The organism is Pseudomonas frederiksbergensis (genome assembly GCF_001874645.1).
Taxonomy (GTDB): Bacteria; Pseudomonadota; Gammaproteobacteria; order Pseudomonadales; family Pseudomonadaceae; genus Aquipseudomonas; species Aquipseudomonas frederiksbergensis_B.
Genome location: NZ_CP017886.1, coordinates 4,019,627 through 4,040,200 on the forward strand (window position 1 = coordinate 4,019,627; position 20,574 = coordinate 4,040,200).

General features: G+C 58.9%; 15 protein-coding genes. 12 read left to right on the forward strand and 3 right to left on the reverse strand.

Going from position 1 to position 20,574, the window contains the following annotated elements:
• The 7 genes from ispG to BLL42_RS19370 all read left to right on the forward strand — a co-directional run bounded on the left by ispG (position 1) and on the right by BLL42_RS19370 (position 8,123).
• On the forward strand, positions 1-1,110 hold the full coding sequence (gene ispG, locus BLL42_RS19340; RefSeq protein ID WP_019693460.1) for a flavodoxin-dependent (E)-4-hydroxy-3-methylbut-2-enyl-diphosphate synthase: 1,110 nt from the start codon (positions 1-3) through the stop codon (positions 1,108-1,110).
• Between the two features lie 37 nt (positions 1,111-1,147).
• The gene (hisS, locus tag BLL42_RS19345) at positions 1,148-2,437 is read left to right on the forward strand and encodes a histidine--tRNA ligase (RefSeq protein WP_071553507.1); all 1,290 of its coding nucleotides are present in this window, start codon (positions 1,148-1,150) and stop codon (positions 2,435-2,437) included.
• A 40-nt stretch (positions 2,438-2,477) separates the two neighbouring features.
• The gene (locus BLL42_RS19350) at positions 2,478-3,119 is read left to right on the forward strand and encodes a tetratricopeptide repeat protein (RefSeq protein ID WP_071553508.1); all 642 of its coding nucleotides are present in this window, start codon (positions 2,478-2,480) and stop codon (positions 3,117-3,119) included.
• Positions 3,112-4,263 carry an outer membrane protein assembly factor BamB gene (bamB, locus tag BLL42_RS19355; protein ID WP_071553509.1) on the forward strand — a complete coding sequence of 384 codons (1,152 nt, stop codon included), beginning with the start codon at positions 3,112-3,114 and terminating at the stop codon, positions 4,261-4,263. The genes BLL42_RS19350 and bamB overlap by 8 nt, the downstream gene beginning before the upstream one ends.
• A 260-nt stretch (positions 4,264-4,523) precedes the next feature.
• Positions 4,524-5,993, forward strand: coding sequence for a ribosome biogenesis GTPase Der (gene der, locus BLL42_RS19360; RefSeq protein WP_071553510.1), 1,470 nt, complete (start codon positions 4,524-4,526; stop codon positions 5,991-5,993).
• 202 nt (positions 5,994-6,195) lie between these two features.
• Positions 6,196-7,344 carry a pyridoxal phosphate-dependent aminotransferase gene (locus tag BLL42_RS19365; RefSeq protein WP_071553511.1) on the forward strand — a complete coding sequence of 383 codons (1,149 nt, stop codon included), beginning with the start codon at positions 6,196-6,198 and terminating at the stop codon, positions 7,342-7,344.
• Positions 7,332-8,123, forward strand: a complete 792-nt coding sequence (locus BLL42_RS19370) for an amidohydrolase (RefSeq protein ID WP_071553512.1) — start codon at positions 7,332-7,334, stop codon at positions 8,121-8,123. The genes BLL42_RS19365 and BLL42_RS19370 overlap by 13 nt, the downstream gene beginning before the upstream one ends.
• Before the next feature lie 161 nt (positions 8,124-8,284).
• Here the strand turns inward: BLL42_RS19370 and leuA are convergent, their stop codons facing one another.
• The 3 genes from leuA to xseA all read right to left on the reverse strand — a co-directional run bounded on the left by leuA (position 8,285) and on the right by xseA (position 12,500).
• A complete protein-coding gene (leuA, locus tag BLL42_RS19375) occupies positions 8,285-9,964 on the reverse strand; it encodes a 2-isopropylmalate synthase (protein WP_071553513.1) in 1,680 nt (559 codons plus the stop codon).
• Positions 9,965-10,295: 331 nt separating this feature from the next.
• Positions 10,296-11,117, reverse strand: coding sequence for a M23 family metallopeptidase (locus BLL42_RS19385; protein ID WP_071553515.1), 822 nt, complete (start codon positions 11,115-11,117; stop codon positions 10,296-10,298).
• A 3-nt stretch (positions 11,118-11,120) separates the two neighbouring features.
• Positions 11,121-12,500, reverse strand: a complete 1,380-nt coding sequence (gene xseA, locus BLL42_RS19390; RefSeq protein ID WP_071553516.1) for an exodeoxyribonuclease VII large subunit — start codon at positions 12,498-12,500, stop codon at positions 11,121-11,123.
• 207 nt (positions 12,501-12,707) lie between these two features.
• On the opposite strand from xseA, the gene BLL42_RS19395 reads away from it, so the two are divergent.
• The 5 genes from BLL42_RS19395 (at position 12,708) to BLL42_RS19415 (ending at position 20,452) form a co-directional block, all read left to right on the forward strand.
• Positions 12,708-13,475 (forward strand): sulfite exporter TauE/SafE family protein, encoded by a 768-nt coding sequence (locus tag BLL42_RS19395; RefSeq protein WP_071553517.1) that lies wholly within the window; start codon positions 12,708-12,710, stop codon positions 13,473-13,475.
• A gap of 120 nt (positions 13,476-13,595) precedes the next feature.
• Entirely contained in the window at positions 13,596-14,144 is a 549-nt protein-coding gene (locus tag BLL42_RS19400) for a sugar ABC transporter ATPase (RefSeq protein WP_071553518.1), read from the forward strand.
• Between the two features lie 264 nt (positions 14,145-14,408).
• A complete protein-coding gene (gene guaB, locus BLL42_RS19405) occupies positions 14,409-15,878 on the forward strand; it encodes an IMP dehydrogenase (protein WP_071553519.1) in 1,470 nt (489 codons plus the stop codon).
• Positions 15,879-15,974: 96 nt separating this feature from the next.
• The gene (gene guaA, locus BLL42_RS19410) at positions 15,975-17,552 is read left to right on the forward strand and encodes a glutamine-hydrolyzing GMP synthase (protein WP_071553520.1); all 1,578 of its coding nucleotides are present in this window, start codon (positions 15,975-15,977) and stop codon (positions 17,550-17,552) included.
• Between the two features lie 200 nt (positions 17,553-17,752).
• Complete coding sequence (locus tag BLL42_RS19415) at positions 17,753-20,452, forward strand: AAA domain-containing protein (protein ID WP_071553521.1); 2,700 nt, start codon at positions 17,753-17,755, stop codon at positions 20,450-20,452.
• Positions 20,453-20,574: the final 122 nt, after the last annotated feature.

Sequence of the window (20,574 nt, forward strand, 5' to 3'; positions counted from 1 at the left end):
ATGCACGGCGAATCTCCAATCAAACGTCGCGAATCCCGCAAGATCTGGGTTGGTTCGGTACCGGTGGGCGGTGATGCGCCTATTGCTGTACAGAGCATGACCAACAGCGACACCAATGACGTTGCCGCCACCGTGGCCCAGATCAATCGTCTGGAAGCGGCCGGTGTCGATATCGTGCGGATCTCCGTTCCGGATATGGACGCTGCCGAAGCCTTCGGTCGGATCAAGCAACTGGTCAAGGTGCCGTTGGTTGCCGACATTCATTTCGACTACAAGATCGCTCTGCGCGTGGCCGAACTGGGCGTCGATTGCCTGCGGATCAACCCGGGTAACATCGGTCGTGAAGACCGTGTGCGCGCGGTAGTCGATGCCGCCCGTGATCGCGGGATTCCGATCCGTATCGGCGTCAACGCCGGTTCCCTGGAAAAAGACCTGCAAAAGAAATACGGCGAACCGACACCGGCCGCGCTGGTCGAGTCGGCCCTGCGCCATGTCGAGCACCTTGAGCGCCTGAACTTCCAGGACTTCAAGGTCAGCGTGAAGGCTTCCGACGTGTTCATGGCTGTCGAAGCCTATCGTCTGCTGGCCAAGGAAATCGTGCAGCCATTGCACCTGGGCATCACTGAAGCCGGTGGTTTGCGTTCAGGCACAGTGAAATCCGCCGTGGGCCTCGGTATGCTGCTCGCCGAAGGGATTGGCGATACTATTCGCATCTCGTTGGCGGCTGACCCGGTCGAGGAAGTGAAAGTCGGCTACGACATTCTCAAATCCCTGCACCTGCGTTCCCGTGGCATCAACTTCATCGCCTGCCCGAGCTGCTCGCGGCAGAACTTCGATGTGGTGAAAACCATGAACGAACTGGAAGGGCGCCTCGAAGATCTGCTGGTGCCGCTGGATGTTGCAGTGATCGGTTGCGTGGTCAACGGCCCCGGCGAAGCCAAAGAGGCCCATATCGGCCTGACTGGCGGTACGCCGAACCTGATTTACATCGACGGCAAGCCGTCGCAGAAACTGACGAATGACAATCTGGTGGATGAGCTGGAAAGGCTGATCCGCCAGAAAGCGGCCGAAAAGGTCGAAGCCGACGCCGCCGTTATCGCGCGTGGCTGAGCCCGACTAAAGAGCCGAACGAATTTAAGGATTTATAGTGAGCAAGTCTCTGCAAGCCATTCGTGGCATGAACGACATCCTGCCCGAACAGACCCCGCTGTGGCGTCATTTCGAGGGCACCGTTTCGCGTCTGCTGGATAACTACGGTTACAAGCAGATTCGCATGCCGATCGTCGAGTTCACCGAGCTGTTCAAACGCTCCATCGGTGAAGTGACCGACATCGTCGAAAAAGAGATGTACACCTTCGACGACCGTAACGGCGACTCGCTGACCCTGCGCCCTGAAGGCACGGCGGCGTGTGTGCGTGCAGTGCTTGAGCACGGCATCACCGGCGGTGGCCAGGTGCAAAAACTCTGGTACATCGGCCCGATGTTCCGCCACGAACGTCCGCAAAAAGGCCGTTATCGTCAGTTCCATCAGATCGGTTGCGAAGTCTTCAACCTTGATGGTCCGGACATCGATGCCGAACTGATCGTGCTGACCTGGCGCCTGTGGGGCGAGCTGGGCATCCGTGACGCGGTCAAGCTCGAACTCAACAGCCTGGGCACCAGCGAATCTCGCGGTCGTTATCGCGAAGCGCTGGTGGAGTACCTGACGGCACGTCTGGACCAACTGGACGAAGACAGCCAGCGCCGCCTGAAAACCAACCCGCTGCGGGTGCTGGATACCAAGAACGCCGATACCCAGGCGGCGCTGGTCGATGCACCGAAGATGGCTGACTACCTCGACGAAGAGTCCCGCACTCACTTCGAGGGCCTGAAGGCGCGTCTGGATGCTGCCGGCATTCCTTATGTGATCAACCCGAAGCTGGTGCGTGGGCTGGATTACTACAGCAAGACCGTATTCGAATGGGTCACCGACAAGCTCGGCGCCCAGGGCACTGTCTGCGCGGGCGGCCGTTACGATGGTCTGGTCGAGCAGATGGGCGGCAAGCCGACCCCGGGCGTTGGTTTCGCCATGGGCATCGAGCGTCTGGTGCTGCTGCTCGAAACCCTGGAGCAGATCCCGGAAGAAATCTCCCGGCAGGTCGATGTCTACCTCTGCGCCTTCGGTGAAGCCGCCGAGTTGGCAGCGCTGACACTGAGCGAGCGGGTTCGTGATCAGCTGCCAAACCTGCGTCTGCAGATCAATGCCGGCGCGGGCAGCTTCAAAAGTCAGTTCAAGAAGGCCGACAAGAGCGGTGCGCTGTACGCATTGATCCTCGGTGACGACGAAATGGCCCAGCAAGTGGTAGGTTTCAAACCTCTGCGTGGCCAGGGCGAACAACAAAGCATTGCCTGGGATGCGCTTGCCGCTCACCTGGCCACCTGCGTCGTGCAGGGTTGAAGCTGTCAAACAGCCGATTTAGCGAATAAGGAGTATTGGGGTGTCGAGTACCGAAGACGAACATCTGGCGGAATTCAAAGACTGGTGGCAGCGTAACGGCAAACCTCTCGTAACCGGCGGCCTGTTGGCGCTGGTCATCGTGTTCGGCTGGCAGGCGTTTCACAAGTATCAGAGCAATCAGTCGCAAGGCGCCTCGATGCTTTATCAGCAACTGCTGGAAACCACGCTGACCCCGGATGGCAAGCCTGACACGGCCCGTGTAGCGGACCTCGCCAGCAAGCTCAACAGCGAGTTCGGTGGCACGGCTTACGCACAATATGGCAGCCTGTTCGTGGCGAAAGTTGCGGTCGACAGCGGCAAGCTGGATGACGCTGCAAGCGAGCTCAAGGCGGTGGCTGACAAACCCGTCAATCCGGCTCTGGGCGAAGTGGCGCGTCAACGTCTGGCTCAGGTCCTGGCCGCACAGAACAAGGCTGACGAAGCTCTGAAACTGCTCGAAGGTGATGCCGATCAGGCATTCCTGGCCACTCGCGAAGAACTCAAGGGTGACCTGCTGGTCCAGTTGGGTCGTACCGATGAAGCCCATGCTGCTTATCAAAAAGCCAAGGCTGCGCTGTCGGATGAAGCGGCGGTCGGTGGCTTACAAATCAAGCTGGACGACCTGGCCAAAGGGGATGCGTGACGTGATCCGTTGGAAACATGCAGCATTGCTGGCTCTGGCCATTCTGGCCGCGGGTTGCAGCAGCAACAGCAAAAAAGAATTGCCGCCGGCTGAACTGGTCAACTTCAAAGAAGAAGTGGTCCTGCAAAAGCAGTGGAGTCGTTCGGTCGGTAACGGTCAGGGCGATATCTACAACATGCTGGTGCCAGCCATCGATGGCAACACCCTCTATGCTGCCGACTCCAAAGGCATCGTGATGGCGCTGGATCGCATGAACGGCGACGTCAAATGGAAGAAAGATCTTGAGTTGCCTGTCTCCGGCGCCGTTGGCGTGGGTTACGGTCTGGTCATGATCGGTACGCTCAAAGGCGAAGTGATTGCACTGGATGCAAGCTCCGGTGAAGAGAAATGGCGCGCTCGCGTGTCCAGCGAAGTGCTCGCACCGCCTGCGAACAACGGTGATGTGGTGGTGGTGCAAACCCAGGACGATCGTCTGATCGGCCTGGATGCCTCCACCGGCAACCAGCGCTGGTTGTATGACAGCACTCCAGCGGTACTGACCCTGCGCGGCACCAGTGCGCCGATCGTCACCAACCGCCTGGCGATTGCCGGTCTGTCGACCGGTAAAGTGGTAGCGCTGGATATTTCCAACGGCGTGCCGGTCTGGGAACAGCGCATTGCGATTCCACAGGGTCGCTCGGAGCTGGAACGCGTGGTCGATATCGACGGCGGCCTGCTGCTGTCTGGCGACAAGATTTATGTCGCCAGCTATCAGGGGCGCGTTGCGGCCCTGGACCTGCAAAGCGGTCGTCAGCTCTGGCAGCGTGATGCTTCCAGCTATGCCGGTGTCGCTCAAGGTTTCGGCAGCGTCTACATCAGCCTGTCTTCGGGTACTGTTGAAGGCATCGACGAGCGTTCGACCACCTCTTTGTGGAGTAACGACTCGCTGGCCCGCCGTCAACTGTCGGCACCGGAAGTGTTCTCCAGCTACGTTGCAGTCGGTGACCTGGAAGGTTACCTGCACCTGCTGAGTCAGGTGGACGGTCGATTCGTTGGCCGTGAGCGCATCGACAGCGACGGCCTTCGTGCCCGTCCGCTGGTGGTGGGTGACATGATTTACGTGTTTGGCAACAGTGGCAAACTGGAAGCCCTGACCATCAAGTAACATTTTCCCTAAAGGAGCCGAGCGAAGATCAGGCAAGGCAAAAATCAGCGAGAGAGCGGAGTTGACTTTAGTCAATGAGCATCTCGAGCTGATTTTTAACGCAGCATGATCGAGCGCAGGCCCTTTAGCTATGCTTGGGGTTAGTTCCCCAAGCGGCCCCGTTCTACGGGGCTCGCAGCGCTTACAGGCGCTGCCCCGAGCACCAGCCGCTGCCTCGCAGCGGCTTTTGTATTTTCTGAAATAACGAAGTGGAGAGCCGCATGGTTCCCGTAATCGCCCTGGTGGGCCGACCGAACGTCGGCAAGTCCACCTTGTTCAACCGCCTGACCAGGACTCGTGACGCCATCGTTGGCGACTTGTCCGGTCTGACCCGTGATCGCCAATACGGTGAGGCCAAGTGGCAAGGGCGTTCCTACATTTTGGTCGACACCGGCGGTATCTCCGGTGACGAACACGGTATGGACGAAAAAATGGCCGAGCAGTCGCTGCTGGCCATTGAAGAAGCGGATGTCGTTCTGTTCCTGGTAGATGCCAAAGCCGGTTTCACCGCGGCCGACCAGATGATCGCCGAGCACTTGCGCAAGCGTAACAAGCGTTCTTACGTGGTTGCCAACAAGGTCGACAACATCGACCCTGAAATGGCCCGCGCCGAGTTCGCCCCGCTGGGCATGGGGCACGCGATCCCGATCGCCGGTGCCCACGGTCGTGGCATCACCCAGATGCTGGAAATCGCCCTGAGCGACTTCCCTAAAGACAACGAAGAGCCGGAAGACGGCGAAGAAGAGATCGTTGCCGAAGGCGAGGAAGCCAAGCGCATTCCTGGTCCGAGCGAAAAAGACGGTATCAAGATCGCTATCATTGGCCGCCCGAACGTCGGCAAGTCGACCTTGGTCAACCGCATGCTCGGTGAAGACCGGGTAATCGTCTATGACCAACCCGGCACCACCCGCGACAGTATCTACATCCCGTTCGAACGTAACGACGAGAAGTACACGCTGATCGACACCGCGGGTGTGCGCAAGCGCGGCAAGATCCACGAAGAAGTCGAAAAATTCTCCGTGGTCAAAACCCTGCAAGCAATCAAAGACGCCAACGTGGTGATCTTCGTGATGGACGCCCGCGAAGGTGTGGTGGACCACGACCTCAACCTGCTGGGCTTCGCCCTGGAAGCGGGTCGTGCGTTGGTGATCGCGATCAACAAGTGGGATGGCATGACGCCGAGCGAGCGCGACTTCGTGAAGGTCGAGCTGCAACGTCGGCTGTTCTTCGTCGACTTCGCTGATATCCACTTCATCTCGGCCCTGCACGGTACGGGCGTGGGCAACCTCTACGCGTCGGTGCAGAACTCGTTCAAGTCCGCAGTCACCCGCTGGCCGACCAACCGCCTGACCCAGATTCTGGAAGATGCGGTCGGTGAGCACGCGCCACCGATGGTCAACAACCGCCGGATCAAGCTGCGTTATGCCCACTTGGGTGGCGCGAACCCGCCGATCATCGTGATCCACGGTAACCAGGTCGAGAAGGTTCCAAAGTCTTACGTCCGTTACCTGGAAAACACTTACCGTCGCGTCTTGAAGCTGGTCGGTACGCCGATCCGCATCGAGTTCAAAGGCGGTGAGAACCCGTACGAAGGCAACAAGAACACGCTCACCGACCGTCAGGTCAACAAGAAGCGCCGCTTGATGACGCACCACAAGAAAGCCGACAAGAAGCGCCGCGACAAGCGTTGATTGTTGCTTTTGTAGGAGCCTGCGATCTTTTGATTTCGGGGCGGTGTGATCGCTGGAAAGATCGCAGCCTGCGGCAGCTCCTACAGGGGTAGGTCATAAAAAGGGTGCTCAACAGAGCGCCCTTTTTCGTGTCTGGCGTTTGAGCTATCCTCGGGTTCTCCCGCGCCGCCGTTAGAGCCGGGTGTTCAGTAGGGAATCACCGATGATCACCAGCAAGCTGCCGAATGTCGGCATCACTATCTTCACCCAAATGTCTCAGCTCGCGGCTTCGAGCGGCGCGCTCAACCTGTCCCAGGGTTTCCCCGATTTCGATGCTCCGCAAGCCTTGTGCGATGCGGTCGGTCGGCACATTGCCAATGGCCATAACCAGTACTCACCGATGACCGGCCTGCCGGCGCTGCGCCAGCAAGTGGCGGCGAAGATCGCTCGCAGTTATGGGGTGAGCGTCAATGCCGATACCGAGGTGACCATCACGCCCGGCGCGACCCAGGCAATCTTCTGCGCCATTCAAGCGGTTATCCACAGCGGTGACGAAGTGATTGTCTTCGATCCGGCCTACGACAGTTATGAGCCTTCGGTGGCGCTGGCCGGCGGTCGTTGCGTGCATGTGCCGTTGGGGGGGAAGGATTTCGCCATCGACTTCCAGAAGCTCGGCGAAGCGCTAAGCCCGCGCACGCGAATGATCATCCTCAACTCGCCGCACAACCCGAGTGGTGCGCTGATCTCGCGCGCCGAGCTGGATCAGTTGGCGGCATTGATTCGAGACCGCGATATCTATGTGATCAGCGACGAGGTGTATGAACACCTGGTGTTTGACGGCGTAGCGCATGCCAGCGTGTTGGCCCATGAAGAGCTGTATCGGCGCGCCTTCGTGGTCAGTTCCTTTGGCAAGACCTATCACGTCACTGGCTGGAAGACCGGCTACGTGGTCGCGCCACCGGCGCTGACAGAAGAGCTGCGCAAGGTGCATCAATACGTCAGTTTCTGCGGTGTGACCCCGTTGCAGTACGCGCTGGCCGACTTCATGGCCGAGCATCCGGAACATGTCGAAGAGTTGCCGGGTTTCTATCAGGCCAAGCGTGATCTGTTCTGCGATTTGCTGGCGCCTTCGCGGTTCAGCTTTACCAAGGTCACCGGGACCTATTTCCAGTTGCTCGACTATTCGCAGATCCGCCCGGACCTGAACGATGTCGAGATGGCCAGGTGGATGACTCGCGAGCATGGCGTGGCGGCGATCCCGATTTCGGTGTTCTACCAGAACCCGCTACAGGAACAGCGTCTGGTACGCCTGTGTTTTGCCAAGCGTGAGGAGACGCTGCGTCAGGCAGCGGAAAAACTATGCGCGATCTGACCGCCTTGCCCAATCTGAACATTGCGTTGATCCAGACCACGTTGGCCTGGCATGACCGTCAGACCAACCTCAAGCATTTCGAGCTGTTGCTGGAACAGGCGCGGGGCTCGGACCTGATCATCCTGCCGGAGATGTTCACCACCGGTTTTTCCATGGAGTCGCAAACCCTCGCCGAAGCGGAAAACGGCCCGACCAGCAAATGGTTGCGAGTGCAGGCCGCCAAACTTGATGCGGTGATTACCGGCAGCGTGATTGTCCAGGCCGCCGATGGCAGCCATCGTAATCGACTGTTGTGGGCGCGCCCGGACGGTGAGGTCTTGCATTACGACAAGCGTCACCTGTTTCGCATGGCTGGCGAGCACAAACATTACACTGCAGGTGAGTGTCAGGTGCAGTTCGAGCTCAAGGGTTGGCGGGTGCGCCCGCTGATTTGCTACGACCTGCGCTTCCCGGTGTGGAGCCGCGATGCGCAAGACACCGACCTGCTGCTGTACACCGCTAACTGGCCGGGTGCCCGGCGTCAGCACTGGAACCGTTTGCTGCCGGCGCGGGCCATCGAAAACCTTTGCTATGTCGCCGCGGTGAACCGGATTGGCACCGACGGCAAGGGCTTTGCTTATACCGGCGATAGCCAGGTGCTGGATTTCCAGGGCGAGACGTTGCTCAGTGCCGGTGAGGCTGATGGGGTGTTTCAGGTTGTTCTGAACGCTGCGGAGTTGGCGGCGTATCGCACACGGTTCCCGGCGAATCTGGATGCCGATACCTTCGAACTCACCTGAAATCCGGGTGGTCCGAAAAGATCGCAGCCTGCGGCAGCTCCTGCATTGGAATGCAATCCCCCGTAGGAGCTGCCGCAGGCTGCGATCTTTTGATCCTCCAATAGCACCCACAAAAAAGGCCCCGAGGTTTGCACCTCGGGGCCTTTTGCGTTGTGCACGCGTTACGCCGCTTTCGCTTCCGGCTGGCTCAAGGAGCGGTTCAGCGCACTGAACAGGGCCTTGAAGCTGGCGGTGGTGATGTTTTCATCGATACCCACGCCATGCACCGCACGTTCACCGTTCACTCGCAGTTCAATGTAGGCCGCAGCCTTGGCATTGGTGCCTGCGCCGATCGCGTGTTCGTTGTAGTCCATGATTTCTACCGGGATTGGCAGGCCGGCCACCAGTGCTTCCAGGGCGCCGTTGCCCTTGCCACGCCAGTGCAGATTGGTTTCGCCTTGGCCTTTGCTGGAGACTTCCACTTCGACGGCGCTGTGACCGTTTTCTTCCTGCAGACGGTGGCTGACCAGTGCGTACGGCGTGTTGGCCTGCAAGTACTCGCTGTGAAGCAGCGCGTGGATCTGCTGGGCAGTCATCTCGAGGCCCAGGCGATCGGTCTCGCGTTGTACCACCTGGCTGAACTCGATCTGCATGCGACGCGGCAAGTTGATGCCGTATTCCTGTTCCAGCAGGTAAGCGATACCGCCCTTGCCCGACTGGCTGTTGACGCGAATCACCGCCTCGTAGCTGCGGCCGATGTCGGCCGGGTCGATCGGCAAGTACGGCACTTCCCACAGCTCGTCCGGTTTCTGCTGGGCGAAGCCCTTGCGGATGGCGTCCTGGTGCGAGCCGGAGAACGCGGTGTGAACCAGGTCCCCGACGTACGGGTGACGTGGGTGCACCGGAATCTGGTTGCACTCTTCAACGACTTTACGCACGCCGTCGATGTCGGAGAAATCCAGCTCAGGGTCAACACCCTGGGTGTAGAGGTTCAAGGCCACGGTGACCAGGTCGACGTTACCGGTACGCTCGCCGTTGCCGAACAGGCAGCCTTCGACGCGGTCGGCGCCAGCCATCAGGCCCAGCTCGGTGGCCGCAACGCCAGTGCCACGGTCGTTGTGGGTGTGCAGGCTGATGATCACGCTGTCACGACGATTGATGTGACGGCCGAACCACTCGATCTGGTCAGCGTAGATGTTTGGTGTGGCGCATTCGACGGTGGCCGGCAGGTTGAGGATCACCTTGTGCGCAGGCGTCGGGTTCCAGACCTCGATCACCGCGTCGCAGACTTCCTTGGCGAATTCCAGCTCAGTGGCGCTGAAGGTCTCTGGCGAGTATTCGAAGGTCCACTCGGTTTGCGGCTGCTTGGCGGCATATTTGACGAACAGCTTGGCGGCGTTCACGGCGATGGCCTTGATCCCGTCCTTGTCCTGATTGAAGACAATCCGGCGGAAGGAAGGGGAGGTCGCGTTGTAGAGGTGAACGATGGCTTTTTTCGCGCCACGAAGGGATTCGAAAGTCCGTTCGATCAGGTCTTCACGGCCCTGGGTCAGCACCTGAATGGTGGTGTCGTCCGGGATGTGGCCGCCTTCGATCAGGGTCCGCACGAAGTCGAAGTCGGTTTGCGAAGCCGCCGGGAAGGAGGCTTCGATTTCTTTCACGCCCACAGCGACCAGGGTTTTCCAGAAACGCAGCTTTTTCACTGCGTCCATTGGCTCGATCAGCGACTGGTTACCATCGCGCAAGTCGGAGCTGCACCAGATCGGCGCGGCAGTGATGGTCTTCGATGGCCAGGTGCGATCCGGAATGTCGATAGTCGGGAAAGCGCGGTATTTCGAAGACGGGTCTTTGAGCATGCTCATCAGGAAATCCTTATGGTTGTGGCCGAAAAGAGGCGGCCTGCCGGTGAATCAAAAATGCGTTGGATAAAGCGTGGGGCGAGGCACCGCGATTCAGCCCGGCAGTCGTGCGCTGACGAGGCACAGGCTGCGGTGCTGGCGGAGCTGAATGAGGGTGTGAGAAGTTTTCATGCCTTCAACCCTAACCGCGAGGGTGGAAGATGGCAAGCAGTCGAAAAACTTTGAGAGAAATACCCGAAAAACCTTTTTTGGCGAGATTTTATCTTCGGTTTAGTTGAAATTGTTTGTGGCGATTGCGCAGACCGTTCGTCATGCGCAATCCATGTCGGGGCGTTTATGGCTGAAATGCGCCGATGAAAATCGCCGGGTCCACACGGGCATCGTTCAGGCTGACGTTCCAGTGCATGTGCGGCCCGGTGGCGCGACCGGTGGAGCCGACTTTGCCGACCACGCCACCGCGCGCCAGTTGCTGGCCGACGTTGACGTCGATTTTCGACAGGTGGCAGAACATGCTGATAAAGCCCTGGCCGTGGTCGACGAATACGGTGTTGCCGTTAAAGAAGTAGTTGCCGATCAGAATCACTTTGCCGGCCGCCGGTGTCTTGATCGGCGTGCCCGCCGGCACCGCGAAGTCCAGGCCCGCGTGGGGGTTGCGCTCTTCGCCGTTGAAGAATCGGCGCACACCGAACTTGCTCGACAGCGGACCATTGACTGGCTTGTCCAGCAGCAGGTTGCTCGGCGTCACCGGGCTGAAACTGCGGTAGGCGCGAACCTGTTCGTCCAATTCGGCTTCAATGCGTTTCAGGTCGGCCGGGTTCGGATTCACCTGACGCTGATTCTTCAAGGTGATGTGCTGTTCCGGGTACTTCTTGTTGCCGACCATGAACGTCAGGTTACGGCCACCGCTACTGATCTGCTGGTTGCCCGGTTTGACGGTCAGGGGCACGCCGACAATCGCCAGCCAGTTGTTCTGTTCCTTGACTACCAGCACCGGTTTGCCTTGATAGCTGGCCTTGGGGGCCTGAGCCGAAGTACCCAGGTCGACGACTGCCACACCTCCCGGCACCGGTTTGTTCAGCAGGCGCGTGAGGTAGCTGTCGGCGTGGGCGTTGAAGGTCAGGCAAAGCAGCAGCAACGGTGCAAGAAAGCGCGGCATGGATCAATCCAGTAAAGAAAGGGTGACAGGCGTCAGATGGTTGTCTTCAACCCGGACCTGCAATTCGCCTTCGCCGAGTCTGGCTTTCAGGCGTTGGCCGTTTTGAGTCTGCGCGGCACTGCGGATCGCGTTACCGCGCTCATCGAGCAAAATGCTGTAGCCACGGCCGAGTGTCGCCAAAGGGCTGACCACGTGCAGGGTTTGCACCTGGGTTTGCAGTTGCAGGCGACGGGCCTTCAGACCTTCGCGCATCGAGCGCGGCAGGCGTTCGGCGAGGCTGTCGAGGCGCTGGCGAAGCAGTGCCAGTTGCCGTCCCGGATGTTGCCCGGCGAGGCGGGTTTCGAGGCGAATCAGTCGTTCGCGACGGGTATTTAGGCTGCGCTCGAACGCTCGGCGCATACGCATGTCCAGGTCGTCCAGACGTTGCGCTTGCTGACGCAGGCGTTCGCCGGGATGGCGCAAGCGACGCGACATGCCTTCCAGGCGCAGGCGATCACGCATCAAGCGGTCGCGGATGCGCATCACCAATCGCCGATGCAGGCTTTCGACCCGGCGCACCAGATCGCTGGAATCCGGTGCCAGCAGTTCAGCGGCGGCCGACGGTGTCGGTGCGCGGACGTCGGCCACGAAGTCGCTGATCGACACATCGGTTTCATGACCCACGGCGCTGACAATCGGCGTGACGCAGGCATCCACCGCACGGGCCACGGCTTCTTCGTTGAAGCACCAGAGGTCTTCCAGCGAACCGCCGCCACGCGCGAGGATCAGCGCATCGAAACCACGGGCGTCGGCCAGTTTCAGTGCGCGGACAATCTGTGCGGTGGCTTCGCGGCCTTGCACGGCGGTGGGGATCAGGGTCAACACCACTTGCGGCGCACGGCGACGGAATACGCTGATGATGTCGCGAATCACCGCGCCGGTTGGCGAACTGATGATGCCGATGCGTTGCGGGTGTGCTGGCAGCGGCACTTTACGTTCGGCACTGAACAGGCCTTCGGCGCTGAGTTTTTCCTTCAGTGCATCGAACGCCAGGCGCAACGCACCGTCACCGGCAGGTTCCACGGTGTCGAGAATCAGCTGATAGTCGCCACGCCCTTCAAACAGCGAAACCTTGCCCCGAACCTTAACGGCCAGGCCATCCTTCAAGGCCTGACGGACCCGTGCAGCGTTCTGCCGGAACAGTGCGCAACGTACCTGGGCGCCGCTGTCCTTGAGGGTGAAATAGAGGTGGCCGGACGCCGGGCGGGCGAGGTTGGAGATTTCGCCTTCGACCCAGATGTTGCTGAACACGTCTTCAAGCAACACCCGCGCGCGGCCGTTGAGCTGGCTGACCGTCAGGACTTCTCGGTCCAGGCCGAGTCTTGCAAAGGGATCTTTAATCATGGGGCGCAGTTTAATGGCATTCTCCGGATGAATGCACGATCGCCTAGGCGTAGGCGCTGCCGAAGGCTGCGATCTTTTGATCTTCGGCGTCATATCTATTGGAAAAGATCGCAGCCTGCGGCAGCTCCTACAGGTATTTGCGCCATTGCTGTGGGATATTGCTCGCAGCGGACTAAAAACATCGCAGGGAAAACGGACGGTATGCCAATGGATGTGCTGGAGCTGTTAAATCAATGGTCCTTCGGCCCCACGGATTGGCTGGTGATCGGGCTGGGCATCAGCCTGGCCTATATCGTTTTTGGCATCGCCGGCTTTGGCACGGCGCTGGTGGCAGGTCCGATCCTGATTCTGTTCATGCCACTGTCGAAAATCGTGCCCTTGCTGGTGTTGCTGGATTTTGTCGCAGCGTTCGGCAATTTGCTGCCGTCGCGGCGGGACGTGGTCAAACCCGAATTATTGCGGTTGCTGCCGTGCATGGCGGTGGGTTGCACGTTGGGGGTGATCTTTCTGCTGAACCTCAAATCTGATCTGTTGCTGCTGTTAATGGGGCTGTTTATCAGCGCGTATGCGATTTATAGCCTGTGGGTCAAAGCCCGGCCGACACAGTTGGCTGCCGCGTGGGCGATCCCGATGGGTACGGTGGGCGGAATGTTTGGGGCGCTGTTCGGCAGTGGCGGCTTTTTATATGCCATCTATCTGAACAGCCGCTTGCCCAAGGACGCGGCCCGAGCCACGCAAAGTGCGTTGATCAGTTGCAGCACGGTGGTGCGTTTGAGTCTGTTCGTGATCGCCGGGGTCTATGCCGAGCTACCCTTGTGGGTACTGGCGGTGTGTTTGTTGCCGGCCATGGCGCTGGGGCTGTGGATCGGTCGACGGTTGACCATGAAGATGTCCCGCGAGGCCTTTGTGCGGCTGGTGACCTGGCTGGTGCTGGCCAGTGGGATTGCCTTGATTGGCAGGTATCTGAGCACTTGACCTGAGCCTGTCAGGGATTAAGCTGCCGCGCCTCATATCGCTTTCGCGGGCAAGGCCTGCCCGCGATGACGCCAGGCCGGTTAATGCCGATCTCTCATTAAATGCTTCAGGGCTGTACCCATGAACTCGCAAAGCATCCTCGTCCCGAAAATCTCCACACTGCCGGTGCACGAACCCCGGGCGCGGGCGATTGTGCGGTGGCTGGTGCGCAAGAACATCATTGAAGAAGAGCTCACCACTTGCGGTCGTACCGGCAATCGCATGGCCCACGCTATCGCACCCGGTGCGCGGGCGGTGGTGTTGCATCCCGAAGCGCTGCCGTTTGGTGAGCCGATCAATGGACTGGAGATCATCACCAAGCGCTGCATCTATACACCGGCCAAGGGATTTCTCGAAGAGGCCGGTTGTGCCGAGTGCCGCAAAGAGATTGGCGAAGCGCTGTTCGAAAGCCTGGAAGACTGGATGCCGGGGCGCACTGACAACTTCATCTGCCCGGAATGCGGGCATGAAGACGACATCAACGGCTTTCTGTTCCTGCAGGAATGCGGCTTCTCGAACCTGGGGTTTATCTTCAATAACTGGGCTGAGGCCGGGTTCAAGCAGAGCTTCATCGACGAATTCGCCGAATGGCTGGACCTGCCGGTGAGTTGGGTGAAAGTAGAGCTGTAAGACTGCCGCAGTTCCTGTAGCAGTTGCCGCAGGCGACGTCCGGTTGCGAAGCAGCCGTAAATCCGCATAACGCGATTCAACAGGAAAAACGGGATGATCGAGTAGCGACCGCTTCGCGGCCGGACGTCGCCTTCGGCAACTGCTACAGAGACCGCGTCAGGCCAAAATAAACCCATCCGATAATAGGCTGAGTTTTACATTGAGCCCACGGGGGTGTCTGAGTATAATGGCGCGCTTCCATTTTCCCGCTCGGGAGCCCCCGCGATGCTGCGTATCAGCCAAGAAGCTCTGACCTTCGACGACATTCTTTTAGTGCCCGGTTATTCCGAGGTGCTTCCTAACGAAGTCAGTCTCAAAACCCGCCTTACCCGTGGCATCGAGCTGAATATTCCACTGGTTTCTGCTGCCATGGACACCGTCACTGAAGCCCGTCTGGCCATTGCCATGGCTCAGGAAGGTGGCATCGGCATCATCCACAAGAACATGACCATCGAGCAGCAAGCTGCCGAAGTGCGCAAGGTCAAGCGTTACGAGGCCGGCGTGGTCAAGGACCCGATCACCATCGAGGCTGACGCCACGGTTCGTGAACTGTTCGAACTGACCCGCCTGCACAACATCTCCGGCGTTCCGGTACTGCACGATGGCGACCTGGTCGGCATCGTCACTTCCCGTGACGTGCGTTTTGAAAACCGTCTGGAAGCCACCGTTCGTGAAGTCATGACGCCTAAAGAGCGTCTGGTGACCGTCCGTGAAGGCGCCAACAAAAACGACGTCCGCGAGTTGTTGCACAAAAACCGCATCGAACGCGTACTGATCGTCGACGACAAGTTTGCCCTCAAAGGCATGATGACCGTCAACGACATCGAAAAAGCCAAGGCTTACCCGTTGGCCAGCAAGGACGACCAGGGTCGTCTGCGTGTCGGCGCTGCGGTCGGTACCGGTAAAGACACCGGCGATCGCGTTGCCGCACTGGTTGCTGCCGGCGTTGACGTGGTGGTGGTCGACACTGCCCACGGTCACTCCAAAGGCGTGATCGACCGCGTTCGTTGGGTCAAACAGAACTTCCCTGAAGTCCAGGTGATCGGCGGCAACATCGCCACCGGCGCTGCCGCCAAGGCGCTGGCCGAAGCGGGCGCTGACGCCGTCAAGGTCGGCATCGGCCCTGGCTCGATCTGCACCACCCGTATCGTTGCCGGTGTCGGCGTGCCGCAAATCAGCGCCATCGCCAACGTCGCCGCTGCCCTTGAGGGCACTGGCGTTCCGTTGATCGCCGACGGCGGCATCCGTTTTTCCGGTGACCTGTCCAAGGCCATCGTTGCCGGTGCTTCCTGCGTGATGATGGGCTCGATGTTCGCCGGTACTGAAGAAGCGCCGGGCGAGATCGAACTGTTCCAGGGCCGTTCGTACAAGGCTTACCGTGGCATGGGTTCGCTGGGCGCCATGTCCCAGGCGCAAGGCTCTTCCGACCGTTACTTCCAGGACTCCTCCGCGGGTGCCGAGAAGCTGGTTCCGGAAGGCATCGAAGGGCGTGTTCCGTACAAGGGCACCCTGAGCGCTATCATCCATCAACTGATGGGCGGCCTGCGTTCTTCCATGGGCTACACCGGTAGCGCCGATATCGAAGAAATGCGCACCAAGCCAGAGTTCGTGCGCATCACCGGCGCCGGCATGGCGGAATCTCACGTCCACGACGTGCAGATCACCAAAGAAGCGCCAAACTACCGCGTAGGTTGATGCTTCCAGCAAAAAGTTAAGTAACCGGGGCTGTTTTCAGCCCCGAGTTGTTTCTGAATCACGACTGTTTTTGAATTACTTAGACGAGACTGAATCATGGCCCTCGACATTCACGCTCACCGCATCCTGATCCTCGACTTCGGTTCCCAGTACACCCAGCTGATCGCCCGTCGCGTGCGTGAAATCGGTGTTTACTGCGAACTGCACCCGTTCGACATGGACGACGAAGCGATTCGCGAATTCGCACCGAAAGGGATCATCCTCGCCGGCGGCCCCGAGTCCGTGCACGAAGCCAACAGCCCTCGCGCGCCGCAAGCGGTCTGGGACCTGGGCGTACCGGTTTTCGGTATTTGCTACGGCATGCAAACCATGGCCGAGCAACTGGGCGGCAAGGTTGAAGGTTCCGAGCTGCGTGAGTTTGGTTACGCCCGTGTCGACGTGGTCGGCAAGAGCCGCCTGCTGGACGGCATCGAAGATCACATCGACGCCGACGGCCTGTTCGGCCTCGATGTGTGGATGAGCCACGGTGACAAGGTCACCAGGATGCCGGAAGACTTCCACGTCCTGGCCAGCACCCCGAGCTGCCCGATTGCTGGCATGTTCAGCGACGAGCGTCGTTACTACGGCGTGCAGTTCCACCCGGAAGTGACCCACACCAAGCAAGGCGGTCGCATCCTGTCGCGTTTCATCCTCGACATCTGCGAGTGTGAAGCCCTGTGGACTCCATCGAAGATCGCTGAAGACGCCATCGCTCAGGTTCGCGCCCAGGTTGGCACCGACAACGTACTGCTCGGCCTGTCCGGCGGTGTGGATTCTTCGGTGGTTGCTGCGCTGTTGCACAAAGCCATCGGCGACCAGCTGACCTGTGTCTTCGTCGACAACGGTCTGCTGCGTCTGCACGAAGGCGAACAAGTGATGGCCATGTTCGCCGAGAACATGGGCGTCAAGGTGATCCGCGCCAACGCTGAAGACCAGTTCCTGAACAACCTGGCCGGCGAGTCGGACCCTGAGAAAAAACGCAAGATCATCGGCCGTACCTTCATTGACGTGTTCGATGCCCAGTCCAACACGCTGGACAACATCAAGTACCTGGCCCAAGGCACCATTTACCCGGACGTGATCGAGTCGGCTGGCGCGAAAAGCGGCAAGGCTCACGTGATCAAGTCGCACCACAACGTGGGTGGCCTGCCGGAAGAAATGAACCTCAAGCTGGTTGAACCGCTGCGTGAGCTGTTCAAGGACGAAGTCCGTCGTCTGGGTCTGGAACTCGGCCTGCCGTACGACATGGTCTACCGTCACCCGTTCCCGGGCCCGGGCCTGGGTGTGCGGATCCTCGGTGAAGTGAAGAAGGAATACGCCGACCTGCTGCGTCGCGCCGACCACATCTTCATCGAAGAGCTGCGTAAAGCCGACTGGTATCACAAGGTCAGCCAGGCATTCGTGGTGTTCCAGCCAGTGAAATCGGTGGGTGTGGTCGGTGACGGCCGTCGTTACGCCTGGGTCGTCGCCCTGCGTGCGGTAGAAACCATCGACTTCATGACCGCACGTTGGGCTCACCTGCCTTACGAGCTGCTGGAAACCGTCAGCGGCCGCATCATCAATGAAATCGAAGGCATCTCCCGCGTCACCTACGACGTGTCGAGCAAGCCGCCAGCGACGATCGAGTGGGAATGAGTTGAACAACAAGGGCGCTGTGAAGCGCCCTTGTTGCATCTGGAGGAAACGTTTACATCTGTTTACTCCGCGTACTGGCTGGAAGCTGGTGCTCGGACGAAAAGTGATGTCAAAATAGTGTCAGCCTCACCGGGTCGCTGGATTTGGGTTTCGACAACATGGATGTGGACAGGCTGTGAACCAGCCTGCATAGGGTATATATGGTTTCTATTTACGTGCGCGGCGAAGACAAGACCCGACAGATCACTGATTGGGAGATAAAAACAGCCAACGGTGACGGTCTGTCACTGGTTTGCCACTTTCTCTCCGGCAAGAAGTTTTTTAGCCCCCTGGAGGACTGCAAGGTCGTTCCTACCCGCGAGGTAAAAGGCCAGCTTCTGCGCAAAAAGGGCAGTTCGGTGGCAGCCCCCTTCGAGACAGCTGCAATCTACGGCGAGAAATATGCCGTCATTCAGTATTCCGCAGGCAGGAAAAAGTACGCGTACAAGCTGGGCGATATCGAGTTCGTCACGGCAACGCAAATGAAGGACGAACCGGTATTCCGCTATTTTCATTCGGTAGCCAACGCCCGGATAGATCATGCCGAGCCGGAGGAGAGGCCGATCGCCGAGAATGTGTTGCGCCAGGTGGATGCAATCATTGCAAGCGCGGACACCGCACTGAACGCCTACTGCACCGGGCAGAATGGACGGTATGAGCAGACGGCGGGCTTCATCTTTCCTTTTGGTATCAATGAAAGCCAGCTTCAAGCCGTCGAGCAGGCCTTCACCTCCCAGATCAGTCTGATCGAAGGGCCGCCTGGCACCGGCAAGACGCAGACGATTTTGAACATTGTCGCCAACATCCTGATGCGTGGAAAAAACGTGGCAGTGGTGTCCAACAACAATTCTGCCGTTGCGAATGTCTGTGAAAAACTGGGCAAGTCCGGGCTGGATTATCTTGTCGCCACATTGGGCAGCAGAGAGAACCGCGAGGCATTCTTCGCCAATCCGCGCCCTCGGCCTTCGACGGAGCCTGACGCCGCACCTTCGATGGAGCGCATTCAGTTCGTCTTGCAACAGCTCAAGGTTCTTCTGAGTGCGCGCAACGCCGTGGCGCAGCTGCAGATTGAAATCGATGAGCTTGAGGTGGAACAGCGCTATCTGCAGCAATGGCAGCAGGATAACGGCGTACAGATAGCCAACCTGGACAAGTACAAGCTCTCCCCGCAAAAGACCACGGACCTGATGGCATACCTGACACATCTTGCCGGCGGTCGCGTCAGGATCAAGGACAGAATCGAGCTGCTGTTCAACTTCAGGATTCTGCGCACCCGGCCATTTGATAACTGGGAGAAGCGCAAGTCGGCTTTCTATGGCCTTCAGCTTCACTACTACGACAAGGCGTTGCAGGAAAAAAGAGCGGCACTGGCCAGCCATCAGCAAGCGTTGCACATGGGTAATTACCAGGCATTGCTGGATGAGCTGACGAGTGCTTCGATGAAGTGCCTGAAACAGCATCTGCATCAGCATGTACCCAACCCTGGAGCCTTTACGGCGGAAAATTACCGAGACCTGTTCGACGGGTTCTTGAAGCGTTATCCAATCATTTCAAGCAGTACGCATTCGATCATCAATTCGCTCAAACGCGGCACGGTGCTTGATTACGTGATCATCGACGAGGCCTCCCAACAAGACATCGTTCCGGGAGTTCTGGCGCTGGGTTGCGCGAAGAACCTGATCATCGTTGGCGATAGAAAACAGTTGGCGCACATTCCGGCAAAGCTGGACATGCCGGCGCCCAAGGACCATTACGATTGTGAGAAGCATAGCCTGCTCGATTCGTGCGTCAGTGTGTTCAATGGAGTAATCCCGACGACCTTGCTCAAAGAACACTATCGCTGCCACCCGCGAATCATTCAGTTCTGCAATCAGCAGTTCTACGACAACCAACTGGTTCCGATGACTCAGGACAGCGGAGAAAAACCGTTGTCGTTGCTCGTCACCGCCAAGGGCAATCACGCACGCGAGAATACCAACCAGCGCGAACTCGACTCGCTGTTGGCGATGTTTGAAGGGCAGGGTGAGAGTGTTTGGGAGGACGCGGGCGGCAGGGGGTTCATTGCACCTTACAAGGATCAGGTCGCGCTCTCGCGCAAGCTTCTACCGGCGGACTTCGTCAACGAGACCGTGCACAAATTCCAAGGGCGCGAGTGCGACGAGATCGTCTTTTCCACCGTACTGGACAAAAAAAGCAACGCTCAGGATCGACTGGATTTCGTCGATGATGCACGCATGGTCAATGTGGCGATATCGCGCGCCAAGCATCGTTTCACTCTGGTCACAGGAGACGACGTCTTCACGAAGAACAAAGGGCATATCGCGGCGCTGGTGCGCTACATCGAATACTACGCGGAGAAAGGACAGCTGCACCGCGCGCCGTTGATTTCGGCTTTCGATCTGCTCTACACGGAATACGACCAGTCGCTTGAACGGCTCAATACCCGATTGCGCAGAGAAGACTCCGAGTTCAAATCCGAGCAGATCGTGGCGCAGATACTGCGTGATACGCTGGATCAAGAGACGTGCCGGGGGCTCAAGTTCCAACCGCAGATCGAACTGAACCAGTTGGTTTCGACCAACAATACAAACCTGACGCCTCGTGAGCGCGAATTCATGAGGAACGCCGCCAGTTGTGATTTCGTGCTCTATTACAAAGTCGGGAAAACCCCGCTGGGGGTGATAGAGGTCGACGGCGGTAGCCATGACACGCCGGAGCAGGCGGAGCGTGATGCTTTGAAAGACAGCATCCTGAACAAGAGCGGTATCCCCTTGCTACGTTTGCGAACCGTCGAAAGTCTCAATGAGGAGCGGGTCGCTGCATTTGTGAGTCAGTGGGCAACCGGCGTTTCGATGGCGTAGTTTGGGCTGCAGGGGCGCCGTGAGGCGCCTTGGTGATAACAGACGGTCGTTCGATCGAGAGGATGGCCGCGACAATCCTTTACTTAATCTTTCTCAACCGCAGGTGTATCGTATTCGCCTTT

Coding starts and splice junctions, on each gene's coding strand:
- BLL42_RS19385 (WP_071553515.1), bottom strand. CDS start 11,117: ATGCCGCGCTTTCTTGCACCGTTGCTGCTGCTTTGCCTGACCTTCAAC.
- BLL42_RS19365 (WP_071553511.1), top strand. CDS start 6,196: ATGATCACCAGCAAGCTGCCGAATGTCGGCATCACTATCTTCACCCAA.
- BLL42_RS19395 (WP_071553517.1), top strand. CDS start 12,708: ATGGATGTGCTGGAGCTGTTAAATCAATGGTCCTTCGGCCCCACGGAT.
- xseA (WP_071553516.1), bottom strand. CDS start 12,500: ATGATTAAAGATCCCTTTGCAAGACTCGGCCTGGACCGAGAAGTCCTG.
- bamB (WP_071553509.1), top strand. CDS start 3,112: ATGCGTGACGTGATCCGTTGGAAACATGCAGCATTGCTGGCTCTGGCC.
- ispG (WP_019693460.1), top strand. CDS start 1: ATGCACGGCGAATCTCCAATCAAACGTCGCGAATCCCGCAAGATCTGG.
- guaB (WP_071553519.1), top strand. CDS start 14,409: ATGCTGCGTATCAGCCAAGAAGCTCTGACCTTCGACGACATTCTTTTA.
- BLL42_RS19370 (WP_071553512.1), top strand. CDS start 7,332: ATGCGCGATCTGACCGCCTTGCCCAATCTGAACATTGCGTTGATCCAG.
- BLL42_RS19415 (WP_071553521.1), top strand. CDS start 17,753: ATGGTTTCTATTTACGTGCGCGGCGAAGACAAGACCCGACAGATCACT.
- BLL42_RS19400 (WP_071553518.1), top strand. CDS start 13,596: ATGAACTCGCAAAGCATCCTCGTCCCGAAAATCTCCACACTGCCGGTG.
- der (WP_071553510.1), top strand. CDS start 4,524: ATGGTTCCCGTAATCGCCCTGGTGGGCCGACCGAACGTCGGCAAGTCC.
- leuA (WP_071553513.1), bottom strand. CDS start 9,964: ATGAGCATGCTCAAAGACCCGTCTTCGAAATACCGCGCTTTCCCGACT.
- guaA (WP_071553520.1), top strand. CDS start 15,975: ATGGCCCTCGACATTCACGCTCACCGCATCCTGATCCTCGACTTCGGT.